This window comes from Synechococcus sp. KORDI-49, from assembly GCF_000737575.1.
In the GTDB taxonomy this organism is placed as follows: Bacteria; Cyanobacteriota; Cyanobacteriia; order PCC-6307; family Cyanobiaceae; genus Parasynechococcus.
This window is the reverse complement of the sequence record NZ_CP006270.1, coordinates 833,600-846,701: the sequence shown is the minus strand read 5'-3', so window position 1 is coordinate 846,701 and position 13,102 is coordinate 833,600. Positions and strand designations below refer to the sequence as shown.

General features: G+C 63.9%; 11 protein-coding genes. 5 read left to right on the top strand and 6 right to left on the bottom strand.

Features of this window, described 5'->3' with window-relative positions; translation table 11 throughout:
• The first annotated feature begins 71 nt into the window (after window positions 1–71).
• The 4 genes from KR49_RS04580 to KR49_RS04565 are packed head-to-tail and all read left to right on the top strand — an operon-like array spanning window position 72 to window position 4,091.
• Window positions 72–1,211, top strand: a complete 1,140-nt coding sequence (locus KR49_RS04580; protein ID WP_173402127.1) for an NAD(P) transhydrogenase subunit alpha — start codon at window positions 72–74, stop codon at window positions 1,209–1,211.
• Window positions 1,211–1,516 carry an NAD(P) transhydrogenase subunit alpha gene (locus KR49_RS04575; protein ID WP_043692155.1) on the top strand — a complete coding sequence of 102 codons (306 nt, stop codon included), beginning with the start codon at window positions 1,211–1,213 and terminating at the stop codon, window positions 1,514–1,516. The genes KR49_RS04580 and KR49_RS04575 overlap by 1 nt, the downstream gene beginning before the upstream one ends.
• Window positions 1,516–2,937 carry an NAD(P)(+) transhydrogenase (Re/Si-specific) subunit beta gene (locus KR49_RS04570; protein ID WP_043692152.1) on the top strand — a complete coding sequence of 474 codons (1,422 nt, stop codon included), beginning with the start codon at window positions 1,516–1,518 and terminating at the stop codon, window positions 2,935–2,937. Before KR49_RS04575 ends, KR49_RS04570 begins: the two co-directional genes overlap by 1 nt.
• 41 nt (window positions 2,938–2,978) lie before the next feature.
• Entirely contained in the window at window positions 2,979–4,091 is a 1,113-nt protein-coding gene (locus tag KR49_RS04565) for a YheT family hydrolase (protein WP_052378299.1), read from the top strand.
• Here KR49_RS04565 and KR49_RS04560 read toward each other — a convergent pair.
• From KR49_RS04560 to KR49_RS04550, 3 genes are all read right to left on the bottom strand, one after another.
• Complete coding sequence (locus KR49_RS04560) at window positions 4,054–5,238, bottom strand: fatty acid desaturase (RefSeq protein ID WP_052378168.1); 1,185 nt, start codon at window positions 5,236–5,238, stop codon at window positions 4,054–4,056. The genes KR49_RS04565 and KR49_RS04560 overlap by 38 nt on opposite strands.
• A gap of 114 nt (window positions 5,239–5,352) precedes the next feature.
• Complete coding sequence (locus KR49_RS04555) at window positions 5,353–5,688, bottom strand: ferredoxin (RefSeq protein WP_043692150.1); 336 nt, start codon at window positions 5,686–5,688, stop codon at window positions 5,353–5,355.
• Window positions 5,685–6,938, bottom strand: a complete 1,254-nt coding sequence (locus tag KR49_RS04550; RefSeq protein WP_043696791.1) for a 1-deoxy-D-xylulose-5-phosphate reductoisomerase — start codon at window positions 6,936–6,938, stop codon at window positions 5,685–5,687. The genes KR49_RS04555 and KR49_RS04550 overlap by 4 nt, the downstream gene beginning before the upstream one ends.
• A 79-nt stretch (window positions 6,939–7,017) precedes the next feature.
• On the opposite strand from KR49_RS04550, the gene KR49_RS04545 reads away from it, so the two are divergent.
• The gene (locus KR49_RS04545) at window positions 7,018–8,337 is read left to right on the top strand and encodes a sodium-dependent transporter (protein ID WP_043692147.1); all 1,320 of its coding nucleotides are present in this window, start codon (window positions 7,018–7,020) and stop codon (window positions 8,335–8,337) included.
• 6 nt (window positions 8,338–8,343) lie between these two features.
• On the opposite strand, the gene KR49_RS04540 is transcribed toward KR49_RS04545, so the two are convergent.
• From KR49_RS04540 to polA, 3 genes are read right to left on the bottom strand one after another with little or no spacing between them, the layout of a single operon-like run.
• Entirely contained in the window at window positions 8,344–8,574 is a 231-nt protein-coding gene (locus KR49_RS04540; protein ID WP_043692144.1) for a hypothetical protein, read from the bottom strand.
• Between the two features lie 34 nt (window positions 8,575–8,608).
• Window positions 8,609–10,090: a cysteine--tRNA ligase gene (gene cysS, locus KR49_RS04535; protein WP_043692141.1), complete on the bottom strand. Its 1,482-nt coding sequence runs from the start codon at window positions 10,088–10,090 to the stop codon at window positions 8,609–8,611.
• A gap of 46 nt (window positions 10,091–10,136) precedes the next feature.
• Window positions 10,137–13,088 (bottom strand): DNA polymerase I, encoded by a 2,952-nt coding sequence (polA, locus tag KR49_RS04530; protein WP_043692138.1) that lies wholly within the window; start codon window positions 13,086–13,088, stop codon window positions 10,137–10,139.
• Between the last annotated feature and the right edge of the window lie 14 nt (window positions 13,089–13,102).

Genomic DNA, 13,102 nt, shown 5'->3' with positions numbered 1-13,102 from the left:
TTCTTCAGGAAACCTCCCGGTCTCCCGGGGGTGACCTCGTAGTCTCGCTCGGGTCGGTGGATCTGCTCACCTTGCCCAGACTTCTCATTCCTGTGGAGGCAACGCCGGGTGAAACCCGGGTGTCGGCCACGCCCGAGACGGTCAAGACGTTCGTCTCTCTCGGCTGCAGTGTCTGCCTTGAGCGGGGTGCCGGTACCCCTGCCGGTTATCTCGATGCCGCCTATGCCGATCAGGGGGCTGACCTGGTGTCGCCAGGTGATGCGGATGCCTGGTCCGGTGCCGATGTGCTCCTGTGCGTTCAGACGCCCAGCAGCGACGCCCTGGGACGGCTGCGCCGCGGCGCCCTCGTGGTGGGTCTGCTGGAGCCCTATGCGAACGAAGCTCTCTCCGCTGCCCTCGAGCGCGGTGGATTGTCCGCCATGGCGCTGGAGCTGCTGCCGCGGATCAGCCGGGCTCAGGCCGCCGATGCGCTGTCGTCCCAGGCCAACATCGCCGGCTACAAAGCCGTGCTGCTGGCCTCCGGGGCGCTCGATCGCTATTTCCCGATGCTGATGACGGCGGCGGGCACGGTTCAGCCGGCGAAGGTGGTGATCCTCGGTGCCGGTGTCGCCGGTCTGCAGGCGGTGGCCACAGCCCGACGCCTGGGAGCGGTGGTCTACGTGAGCGATATCCGTCCTGCGGTGAAGGAGCAGGTGGAGTCACTGGGAGCCCGCTTCATCGATCCCCCTGAGATGGACGACAAGCCGGCGGAGTCCGGTGGCTATGCCAAGCAGGCCTCCGATGCCTTCCTGGCAGCCCAGCGCCAGCAGCTCTCGGATCAGCTGGCGGAGGCGGATGTGGCCATCTGCACCGCTCAGGTTCCAGGCCGGCGCGCGCCGCGCCTGATCAGCGAGGACATGCTCGATCGCATGCGTCCCGGTGCCGTGGTTGTTGATCTGGCGGTGGCCCAGGGCGGCAACTGCGCCGACACCGTTCCCGGCCGAACCGTGGACCGCAACGGCGTCAAGCTGATCGGCGGCAATGATCTGCCCTGCACCGTGGCCAACCACGCCAGTGCCCTTTATGCCCGCAACCTGGTGGCACTGCTCAAGCCCACCCTCGCCGATGGCGTGCTGACCCTCGACACCGAGGATGAATTGATCGCCGGTTGTCTCGTCGCTCAGGACGGTGGCATCCGCCGTGGTGACGTTCTCACACCAGGAGCCAAGTGATGGATCCCACCTTTGTTGAATTCCTCTGGGTGCTTCTGCTGGGCAGCCTTCTCGGTCTGGAACTGATCGGCAAGGTGCCTCCCACCCTGCATACGCCTCTGATGAGCGGCGCCAATGCGATCTCCGGCATCACCGTGCTGGCAGCGCTCACCGCCATCATCAAGGCCGGCGACAACATCGTTCTGCTGCTGCTGGGTTCGGTGTCCCTCGGCTTCGCTCTCTTCAACGTGATCGGTGGCTTTCTGGTCACCGACCGCATGCTGGCCATGTTCAGCCGCAAGCCTGCCCGCAAGGAGAACCGCTGATGACCGACATCCTTCGCTACGCCATCGAACTCGGCGCCGTCCTGCTGCTGGCGCTCGGCATCAAGGGACTCTCCAAGGTGCGTTCCGCCCGCGGGGCCAACCAGCTTGCCGCCGTGGCCATGGCCCTTGCGGTGCTGGGTCTGCTGTTCAATTCCCTGGCCACCAGCGGGATCAGTGCCTCTGCCTGGATCTGGATTCTTCTCGGCACGCTGGCCGGTGGTGTGCTCGGCGCCATCACGGCCCAGCGGGTCCCGATGACATCGATGCCCGAGACCGTTGCGCTGTTCAACGGCTGCGGTGGCATGTCGTCGTTGCTGGTGGCTCTGGCGGCAGCGCTGTATCCCCAGGCCCTGGAGGCCACCGGGGCTGTGGCTCTGGTTTCGATCGTCGTCTCGGTGTTCGTCGGAGCGATCACCTTCACCGGTTCGATCGTGGCCATGGCCAAGCTCCAGGGCTGGCTCTCCACGCCGGGCTGGATGCAGAGCCGGCTGCGACATGCGGTGAACATCGCTCTCGCCGTGCTGGCCCTGATCGGCGCGATCGAGATGTTGCGCACCTCCGGTGGTGCCACCGGTCTCTGGATTGTGGTGATCGCCTCAGGTCTGCTGGGCATCGGCGTCACCCTGCCCATCGGCGGTGCCGACATGCCCGTCGTCATTTCCCTGCTCAACAGTTATTCCGGCGTTGCGGCCGCTGCAGCAGGCTTTGTGGTGGGCAGCCAGCTTCTGATCGTGGCGGGTGCCATGGTCGGGGCCGCTGGCCTGATCCTCACCCAGGTGATGTGCGACGGCATGAACCGTTCGCTGCTGTCGGTGCTGTTCGGCGGCGCACTCGGCGCCTCGGCGACCTCCGGTGGCGGCGGTGGTGAATACACCAACATCACCAGCTGCAGCACCGAGGAGTGCGCCCTCACTCTCGAAGCCGCTGAACGGGTGGTGATTGTGCCTGGCTACGGCCTCGCCGTCGCCCAGGCCCAGCACACCCTGCGGGAGGTGACACGGGTGCTGGAGAGTGCCGGAATCGACGTCACCTACGCGATTCATCCGGTCGCCGGCCGCATGCCCGGTCATATGAACGTTCTGCTGGCCGAGGCGGACGTTCCCTACGAGCAGCTGATCGAGATGGACCAGATCAATCCTGAGTTTCCGGCCACCGATGTGGTGCTGGTGCTCGGGGCCAACGATGTGGTGAACCCTCAGGCCAAGAGCGATCCAAGCTCTCCTCTCTATGGCATGCCGGTGCTGGATGTACAGGAGGCCCGCACGGTCTTTGTGGTCAAGCGCGGCATGAGCGCCGGTTACTCAGGAATCAAGAATGATCTGTTCGAGCTGGCCAACACCTCGATGGTGTTCGGCGATGCCAAAAAGGTGCTCGGGGATCTGCTGGTCGAGTTGAAGGATCTCGGACTCGGCAAGACGTGAACGATCGGGCCGTCAATGTCATCGATGACCCCCAGCTGCTTATGCAGCTGGGGGTTTCTGTCTATCGGCAGCGCTGGCCTTGGTTGGGGGGCGATCTGCAGACCCTGAGGGACACGCTCCGGCCGGCGGCTTTCCCCGTTGATGGGGGGGAGCCCGTTCAGATTCCTGTGCCTCCGCTGGCGAGTGGTGCTGCTGATGCAGGAGAGCTGCTGGCCTATCTCGATCGTCCGCTCCGAACGGGTGAAGGTGGTTCAGCGACGCACGCAGCGATCGCGCCGAAAGCACTGGTGGTGGTGTTGCACGGCCTGGGGGGCTCGAGCCGCAGACAGGGGTTGCGCAGGTTGACACTCAGCCTTCAAGGGGCTGGGTTTGCTGTGTTGCGGCTGAATCTGCGCGGTGCTGACCCTGGCCGCCATCTGGCCGGTGGCACCTATGCCGCCGCTTGCAACAGCGATCTGCTGCCGGTGCTGGAGCGGGCTCGGCATCTGGCCGCGGCCTTGGCCCTGGAGGCTGGCCTGTCCCAGCCGGTGCCTCTGCTGGGCGCAGGGATCTCCCTGGGGGGAACGATGCTGCTGAACGCCTGTCTGGATCAAGCCGGGGCTCTGGATGCGTTGTTTTGTGCCAGCAGCCCTCTGGATCTGGCTGCCTGCAGCGCCTCGATCGAACGCCCGCGCAACAGGGTTTATCAACGCTGGCTGCTGCAGCGTTTGGTGCGACAGACCCTCGCCGATCCCTTCGGGGTGAGTGCTTCAGAAGAGCGTCAGCTGGGTGGCAATCCTCCACGCTCGATCCGCGCGTTTGATGCGGCTGTCACGGCGCCGCGCTGGGGATTTTCTTCGGTGGATGAGTATTACCTCAGTGCTTCTCCCCTGCAGCGTCTGGCCAAATCGCCGCAGGGACTTCCTCCGACGTTGCTGTTGCAGGCCCTTGATGATCCCTGGGTTCCGGCAGCTTCAGCACGGCAGTTGCAATCGTCGCTGGCTGAGCGTTCGGCACAGGGATCGCAGACGCCCGTGGAGATTCTGTTGACGGCCCGTGGTGGACACAACGGCTTCCATGGCCCCGGGGACAATCTCAGTCTCGGTTGCTGGTCGGATCGGTTGGCTCTCGCATGGTTCAACCGCAGCATTCCATCTGCGGTTTGTCGTCCTTAGATGTGCGGTAATAAAAGGCCTGATCGGTTGCATCCTGATAGACAGTTCCACACGTTGTGGCAATACGCCAAAGGGCTTGAGGAATCGGGGTTGAGTCGTAACGAACGAGATCGGGAAAACGTTGCCTCAGCAGGGCTGTGCCGCGCCAGGCGTTGTAGTGAGGGATCGTGGAATTGATGTGATGACAGACATGAGTTGATCCGATGCCATGGTGCAACAAGTTCAGAATGCCGCCGTAAGGGCGATCAACTGTTTGCAGCGCGCCTTTCGACCAGCTCCATGTCTCGTCAGAGAAATGAGGAATGTTGCGATCAGTGTGTTGCAGCCAGGTGTATGTCGTCAGCCAGATATTGATGACAACGTAGGGAAGTCCGTAGAGGCATAGAATCCGCAAAGGTGAAAAATAACTCCCCGCTGTGATCAGAAGCATGATCATCGCAATCAGGCCCAGGTTCGAGCGCACCATCAGATGGCGAAAAGAAGCTGGAAAGAGTTCACGTTTGCCGTTTGTGAATGGAGCTCCATTCCAGAAGTGAGAGGTGGGAAAGCCGTAGTCTTCACCTCCAGTAGCGCCTGAAAAAAGATAAATCTGCCAGCCGATGATCAAGTGATTAAACAGCGAAATGATGCCAAACAATCGCCTGTTGAGCTTGCGCTGCAGATGTTCCATTGCCTGCCCCTGAGGTGAGCTTGCTCGCGGTGGAACATGGGTTTCGCCGCCCTCGAGATGGTTGCAGTGAGCATGGTGAACGGCATGACTGCGCGCCCAGCTGTAGTAAGGAACCAGCAAGGTGCTGTGCAGAACAAATCCGACGACTCCTTCAATCCGCCTGTTCGGGTGAAAAGCGTTATGGCCGCATTCATGAGCCAGCACCCAGCAGCCCATGGCGATGGTGCCGGTGACAGCGGCGTAGATCACCCAAAGTGGGATGGCCGTGAGCGTCAGCGGAATGGTTGTACCAATGCCAACAGCTGCAAGGGAAAGGCTCACCGACATCGCCAGACTTCCCCAGGCTTTGCGAGGATTGAAGGTGGTGAGGTCAGTGGGTAAGACGCTCAGAAGCTCTTTCTTGCTTGGATAGCTTGGGGCTGCGGTGGTTGTCGCTAACGCGCCCTCAAACGGTGGCGAGGGAGAAGTGAGTGTCAAATGAAAAGATCAGGCAGGCCAAGAAATGCCTGGTCTGTTTAAAACGCTCCGGCAGTCTAGGTAGCGCTCCTGGTTGCTGTGGACGCCAGAGAAAAGCAGATCAGACGTTCATGTTTAAAAGCTCGATGTTCTGAGGATCCACTCCTGAATGGGTTGCCTGTTAATGATGTGTTGATGAATGATTTGATTGATCCTCTCGACGGTCACTTCCGAGTACCACACGCCATCAGGCCAAACCAGAAGGATCGGACCTTTCTCGCAGATCCTCAGGCAGTCAACTTTGCTTCTGAGGACGACTCCTTCCGGTCGATCACTGTGTTCCAGTCCAAGCTCCCTGACGAGCCTTTTCAATTCATTCCAGGTCGCCAGGCCTGCTTCCGGGTCGCAGCATTTTGCCTTGGTGGGAGTCGCGCAGAGCAGCAGATGGTGGCTGACCTGGTGGGTGCTCATGCCGCCAGGGCGGCGACCGGCACGCGCCGGGTGCCTCGGCTGACCTGCTCACGGACGGCCTCGCGGGCCCAGCGGTCGACGCTCAGCACATCCTCGAGCTGGGGATGGTTCATCAGATCCGGTTTGTGGCGTTCACAGGCAGCCTCGATCACCTCCGGGATATCCAGGAAGTGGATGCGTTCCTCGAGGAATTGAGCGACGGCTTCCTCGTTGGCCGCATTCAGCACGGCAGGCATGGTGCCACCCGCTCGCCCGGCGGCGTAGGCCAGTTCCATGCAGGGATATTTGGTGGTGTCAGGAGCGCGGAAGGTCAGCTGTCCAACCTCGGTGAGATCAAGTCGTCGCCATGGGGTCTCCAGGCGGGAGGGCCAGGAGAGGCAGTACAGGATCGGCAGTTTCATGTCCGGCCAGCCCAGCTGGGCCAGCACAGAAGAGTCCGCCAGCTCGATCATCGAGTGGATGATGCTCTGCGGGTGGATCACGATCTCGATGTGGTCGTAATCAAGGCCGAACAGGTAATGGGCCTCAATCACTTCCAGGCCCTTGTTCATCAGGGTGGCTGAGTCGACCGTGATCTTGCGCCCCATGCTCCAGTTGGGATGGCTGGTGGCATCGGCCACGGTCGCGTTCTCCAGGTCGGCCGCCTGCCAGTCCCGGAAGGCGCCGCCGGAGGCGGTGAGTTGAATCCGCCGCAGGCCAGGGGTGGGCACGCCGGTGGACAGGCGGGCGTTCTCGGCCCAGGGGGTTCCCTGCAGGCACTGGAAGATGGCGGAGTGTTCGGAATCCGCCGGCAGCAGCCGGCTGCCGCTCTTCTTGAGTTCCGGCAGCACCACCGGTCCGGCCGCGATCAGCGTCTCCTTGTTGGCCAGGGCCAGATCCTTTCCGGCGCGTACGGCGGCCAGAGTCGGCAGCAGCCCCGCGCAGCCCACGATTCCGGTGACCACCAGATCGGCTGTGTCCCAAGAGGCCGCCACGTTCAGTCCATCCGGACCGCCCACCAGCTGAGGGGGCTGACCCGGCTTTTGGGAGGGGTCGAGGGCGTCGAGACGCTGCTGCAGTTCCGGCAGCCGCTCGGCATCGGCGAGGGCCACGAGCTCAGGCTGGTGGCGTTGGATCTGCTCAACGAGGAGATCGAGATTGCGCCCTGCTGTGAGGGCAACCACCCGGAACTGATCGGGGAACTCCTCGGCGATCTGAAGGGTCTGGGTGCCGATCGAGCCCGTGGAGCCCAGCACGCTGATGGCTTTCACGCTGATCCGGCAGTTGCGACAAGTCTCCCACCAGGACCGGCAAACGCTGGCAAGCTGGCCCACAGCGTGATCAGAGCCGTTGGCGAAGGAGCAGTGGAGATCAGGGCTGGGCTTTGTGCTGGCAGCGGCGGGCAGTGCCGTTGGCCTCGGCAATCTCTGGGGATTCGCTTACCGCGCCTCCCAGGGCGGCGGTGGCGCCTTTCTGCTGCTGTACGTCCTGATCGTGCTGCTGGTCTGCCTGCCGGTGCTGGTGGCTGAGATGGTCCTGGGCCGCAGCACGGGGCACAGCCCCCTGCTGGCACCGGTGACCGCTGCGGGCAGTCGCTGGCAGCCGATGGGGTGGCTGTTCGTGCTGGCGGCCAGCGGCATCCTGGCCTTCTACGCCGTGCTCATGGGCTGGACCGGCGCCACGCTGGTGCAGACCCTCACCCAGGGCCTCCCGAGCGATATCGATGCCGCCGAAGCCTTCTTTGCCGGGCTGAGCGGAGGTCGCACGGCACTGATCGGTCAGCTGCTCAGCCTGATCGTCACCGCTGCGGTGGTGGCTGCCGGCGTCCGGGACGGGATCGAGCGCCTCTCCCGCTGGGGGCTGCCGCTGCTGTTCCTGCTGCTGATCGGTCTGGCTGTGTGGGCCGCCGGGCTGGACAGCGCAGCTGAGGGCTACCGCACGTTTCTGCTGCGCTGGGACAGCGCGGAACTGATCAATCCCACCACCATCCGCAACGCCTTCACGCAGGCCTTCTTCTCGATCGGCACTGGAATCGGCTGCATCCTGGCCTATGCGGCCTATCTCGATCGCCGGGCTCACCTGCCCCGTGAGGCCGTCGCGGTCGTGGGCATGGATACGGCCGTCGGCATCCTGGCCGGCATGGTGACCTTCCCGGTGGTGATGAGTTTCGGGCTGGAGGAGGTGATCAGTGGATCCACTCTCGGCACGATCTTCATCGCCCTGCCCACCGGCCTGGCCTCGCTCGGAGCAGCTGGACAGGTGGTGGCGGTGCTGTTCTTCGCGCTCGCTTTGATCGCGGCGATCACCTCGGCGGTCTCGCTGCTGGAGGTGCCTGTCGCCTGCCTGATCGACCGCCTCGGCTGGAGCCGATCGCGGGCCGTCTGGCTTTCAGCGGCCCTGATCTTCGTGGCGGGGCTGCCTGCCGCCACGTCGATGGAGGTGCTCGGTTGGATGGATTCCGTCTTCGGCGGATTGCTTCTGATCCTCGGTGGACTGCTGCTGGCCCTGCTGCTGGGCTGGGTGGTTCCCAATCGCTTCGAGGACGATCTCGCCCGGTCGCTGACGCCGCCGCCGTTGCGACGTCTGCTGCTCGTGATGCTGCGCTGGGTGTCGCCGCCGGTGATCGCCACCGGATTGGTGATCAGCGTGGTGGATCTGCTGAAGAGCTGAACCGACTCAGCCCTTCGGATCGGGTTTGTCCTTCATCAGGTCCTGCATCTTGCGGATCCGCAGCAGCATCTTTTGCCACACCTCAAGCCTCCAGATCTCCTCGGCATCTCCACCACCGGCGATCTGGGCCTGAGCGTCCAGTTTGGCGTCGAGATCCTCTCCCGCTTCGAACGCCTTCATCAGCTCCATCTCCAGCTTGGCGGTCTCCATGAAATTGAGGCGCTTCAGCCAGAGCATCGGAGTGATGGAAGGGCTCGACAGTCTGCCCGCATCAGGAACGGATCCACTCGGTGATGCCACCGGGTTTGTCGATCAGTTCGATGCCCTGGGCCGTCAGTTCGGCCCGGATCCGATCCGCTTCGGCATAGTTCTTCGCTGCCTTGGCTGCCGTCCGGTCGGCGATCGCCGCATCGATGGCCGTGTCATCCAGTGCCGCAGCGGCCTCCGCTTCATGGCGCAGCCCCAGGACTGCAGCCAGATCGCGCAGCAGCAGCCAGCGGGTCGCCAGGGTCTGCACTTCCTCGCCGGGCAGGCCGGCGGCATCGCCGCGCTCCAGCCGGTTGGCCAGAGCCCGCAGGGGCTTGGCCAGATCAAAGAGCACAGCGAGAGCACCTGAGCTGTTCAGGTCATCGTCCATCGCTTCGATGAAGCGTTGTTCCAGGCCCTGCAGAGCCTGGTCGGCGGAGCCGCTGCCGCTCTGGAGCGCCCCATCCGGCAAGGGAGAGGGACTGCCCCAGCCGAGGGGAACACCGTGACGGTCGCCCAGGCCAAGGGCTGCATTGAGCCCCTTCCAGCCGGTGGCGGCGGCTTCCAGGGCTTCAGCGGTGAAATCAAGCGGTTTGCGGTAATGCGCCTGCAGCACGAACAGGCGCAGGGTCATGGCGGAGACACCGCTCTCCAGAAGGGCGCGGATGGTGGTGAAGTTCCCGAGCGATTTGCTCATCTTCTGTCCGCCCACATTGACCATGCCGTTGTGCATCCACACCTGGGCCAGCTGGCGGCCGGTGGCGGCTTCCGACTGAGCGATCTCGTTCTCGTGGTGGGGGAACACCAGATCGGCACCGCCCAGATGGATGTCGATCGTGTCGCCCAGTTCCGCCCGCACCATGGCGGAGCATTCGATGTGCCAGCCCGGACGCCCGTCTCCCCAGGGCGAGGGGAAGCTCGGCTCCTCCGGCTTGGCCCCTTTCCAGAGCGCGAAGTCGAAAGGATGCTGCTTGCGAGCCTCCTCGGCATCCGCGATCCGACCGGCGGCATTGTCCTGCTGCTCGCTGAGGTCGCGGCCGCTCAGCTTGCCGTAGCCGGCATGTTTCATCACAGCGAAATAGACATCGCCGCCGGCGCTGTAGGCGGCTCCTTTGGCCTCAAGTTCGCTGATCAGATTGCGGATGCCATCGAGGCACTGAGTGGCGCGGGGCATCCGGTCCGGCCTCAGGATCCCCAGCGCATCCATGTCCTGGTGGAAGGCGTCGATGTTGCGTTCGCTCACCTCCGTCATCGAGCTGTTCTGCTCGGAGGCCCGTTTAAGGATCTTGTCGTCGATGTCGGTGAAGTTCTGAACGAAGGTCACCTCCAGTCCGCGCCAGATCAGAAACCGACGCAGGACGTCCCAGTTGATGTAACTGCGGGCATGGCCCAGATGGCAGAGGTCGTAGACCGTGACACCGCAGCAGTAGATGCTCGCTTTGCCTGGGGTCAGCGGTGTGAACGGCTCCGTGCGGCGGGTGAGAGTGTTGGTGAGCCGCAGCGACACAGCTGTTCAAGAGCTGAAGCTGAGATTACGGCGTTCCCTGCAGGAGCTATTTCGCTTCCATCCAGTTGGCGCCGACCCCTGTTTCCGCCACCAGAGGAACACTGAGCTGCACGGCGTTTTCCATGGTGGTCACCACCAGGTTGCGGGTGGCTTCCAACGCGTCCGGCTCCACTTCCAGCACCAGTTCGTCGTGCACCTGCAACAGCAGCCGCGCCGGCAGTGCCTGGCTCTGCAGCGCCGCCTGAAGCTGCACCATCGCCACCTTGATGATGTCGGCGCTGGAACCCTGGATCGGAGCATTGGCGGCGGCCCGCAGCTGCTGTGCCTCCATGCCGCCTCGCCGGGCCACATCCAGATCGATCTCCAGCGGATCCTTCCCGAGCAACCGACCCAGACCGTTGCGGTCGAAGTGGAACGGGCGGCGGCGACCCAGGATCGTCTCCACGTAACCGCGGCTCAGGGCCAGCCGTTCCTGCAGCTCCAGGAAGGCGAACACGTTCGGGTAGCGCTGCTTGTACTTCGTTAGGAACTCCTTGGCCTCCGCCTGGGAGACGCCGGTCTCCCGTGCGAAACGCTGCGCCCCCATGCCGTAGATCACACCGAAATTGATCGTCTTCCCGAGGCGTCGTTCATCGGAGGAGATCTCATCCTTCTCGAGCAGAAGCCGCGCGGTGAGAGCGTGCACGTCGTCTCCTGAGCGATAGGCCTCCTGCAGCACGTCTTCTCCGGAGAGGTGGGTGAGGATGCGCAGCTCGATCTGGGAATAGTCGGCGCTGATCAGCGTCCATCCCTTCTGGGGCAGGAAGGCCTTGCGGATGCGTCGGCTGTACTCGGTGCGAACCGGGATGTTCTGCAGATTCGGGTTGCTGCTGCTGAGGCGACCCGTGGCTGTGACCGCCTGGTTGAAATCGGTGTGCACCCGTCCGGTCTCTGCTTCCACCAGCTGGGGAAGCGCATCCACATAGGTGCTCTTGAGCTTGCTGAGCACCCGGTGCTCCAGCACCAGCGGCACCACCGGATGATCGTTTTCGAGCTTCTCCAGCACGGTGGCATCTGTGCTGAAGCCGGTTTTGGTGCGCCGGGATTTCCTGCGGTCGAGTCCCAGGGTGCCGAACAGCAGTTCACCGAGCTGTTTCGGCGAACCCAGGTTGAAGTCGGTGCCGGCCGCCTGTTTCGCGTCGGCCTCCAGCCGCTCCAGGGTGCTGCCCATCTCACTGGAGAGTTCCGCCAGGTAGGGAACATCGATGCGGATGCCGGTGGCTTCCATCAGGGCCAGCACCGGTTCCAGCGGTTGTTCCACCTGCATCAGCAGCTGAACCATCTGGGGGCCCATGGCTTCGAGCTGCCCGCGCAGCCGCAGGGCCAGACGCCGGGTCACGTGCACATCCATGCCGCAGTACAGGCTGGCGGGTTCGATCGCCACATCGGCGAAGGTCTGCTTCTTTCCCACCAGATCGCTGTAGGCAGTGGGCGAAAACCCGAATTCCCGCTCAGCCATCACCTCCAGGCCATGCTTGGCCGCGGCATCACGCAGGTAGTCGGCCAGCAGTGTGTCGATCACCACGCCCTCGAGGGCCAGGCCGTGGCGCAGCAGGATCAGCCGGTCGTACTTGGCGTTCTGCAGCGCTTTGGGGTGATCGCCGCTGGCCAGCCACGGGGCCAGGGCGGTGAGCACGCTCTCCAGCGGCAACTGCTGGATCTGTTCCGAGGTGAGATCCTCCGCCGGCCGATGGCCGATCGGGATGTAGGCGAGGGCTTCCGGCTCGTCTCCCCAGCAGACACCGATGCCCACCAGCTCGGCCTGGAACGGGTTCAGGGCCGTGGTCTCGGTGTCGAGTGCAACCGGTGTGGCGGCGTCGGTGATGGCCATCAGCCGTTGCATCAGGGCAGCGAGGTCGGCTGCTGTGCTGATCAGCTGGGGCCGCAGCATCGGAGTCCGGTCGTCAGCACCGGCGTCCTCAACAATGTCTGCCCTGACCTTGCCGTCCTTGGCACCGTCATCGTCACCGCCTGTCGGGGCTGCCGCCGTGCCTGCGGCGGAGAAGGTGACGGTGAAACCGTTCACCTGCCGCAGCAGGCTGTTGAGTTCCAGATCCTCCAGGCTGCTGCTGAGAGCGGCGGCATTCACGGCCGCCAGCGGCAGGCGAGGTTCCTCCGGCAGCGGGATGTCCACCAGGATCTCGGCCAGCTTGCGGGAGAGATAGGCGTTGTCCCGATCGCTGCTCAGCTTTCCCTTCAGGGCTCCCTTGATCGCACCGCGGCTGGCCTTCGGACCCTCCGCCTCCACCTCGGAGAGAGCCGCATAGATGGCATCGAGGTCGCCGTTCTCCTTGAGCAGGTTGATGGCGGTTTTGGGCCCCACCCCACGAACGCCGGGGATGTTGTCGGAGCTGTCGCCGGTGAGGGCCTTCAGGTCCACCACCTTCTCCGGCATCACCCCGAGCTTGCCGACCACACCCTCCTCATCGATCAGGGTCGGGCCGCTGTTCTTGGCGTAGGGGCCGCCTCCCATGTACAGAACGGCGATGTCCCGCCGGTCGTCGACAAGCTGGAACAGGTCGCGGTCGCCGGAGAGGATCCGCACCCGCCAACCCTGCTCAGCTGAGCGGTTCGCCAGCGTGCCGAGCACGTCATCGGCCTCATACCCCGGAGCCATGCACAGGGGCAGCTGCAGCTGCTCCCGCAGGATCTCCTGCAGCTGCTCGAGATCCTGGAAGAACACCTCCGGGGCGACATCCCGGTGTGCCTTGTAGTTCGCATCCGCGACATGCCGGAAGGTGGGCTCAGCGGTGTCGAAGGCGATGGCGACGCCCTGGGGGGTCAGGCTTCTACCGATATCCAGCAGGGATTTGAGGAAGCCGTAGGTGACGCTGGTCGGTCGACCGTCCTTGGTGGCCAGACCCCCTTCACCTCCCTTGCTGAAGGCGTAGAAGCTGCGGAAGGCCAGCGAGTGGCCGTCCACGAGCAGCAGCAGGGGCTTGTCGGCGGCCTCGGGCATTCTCAGCAGGGGTG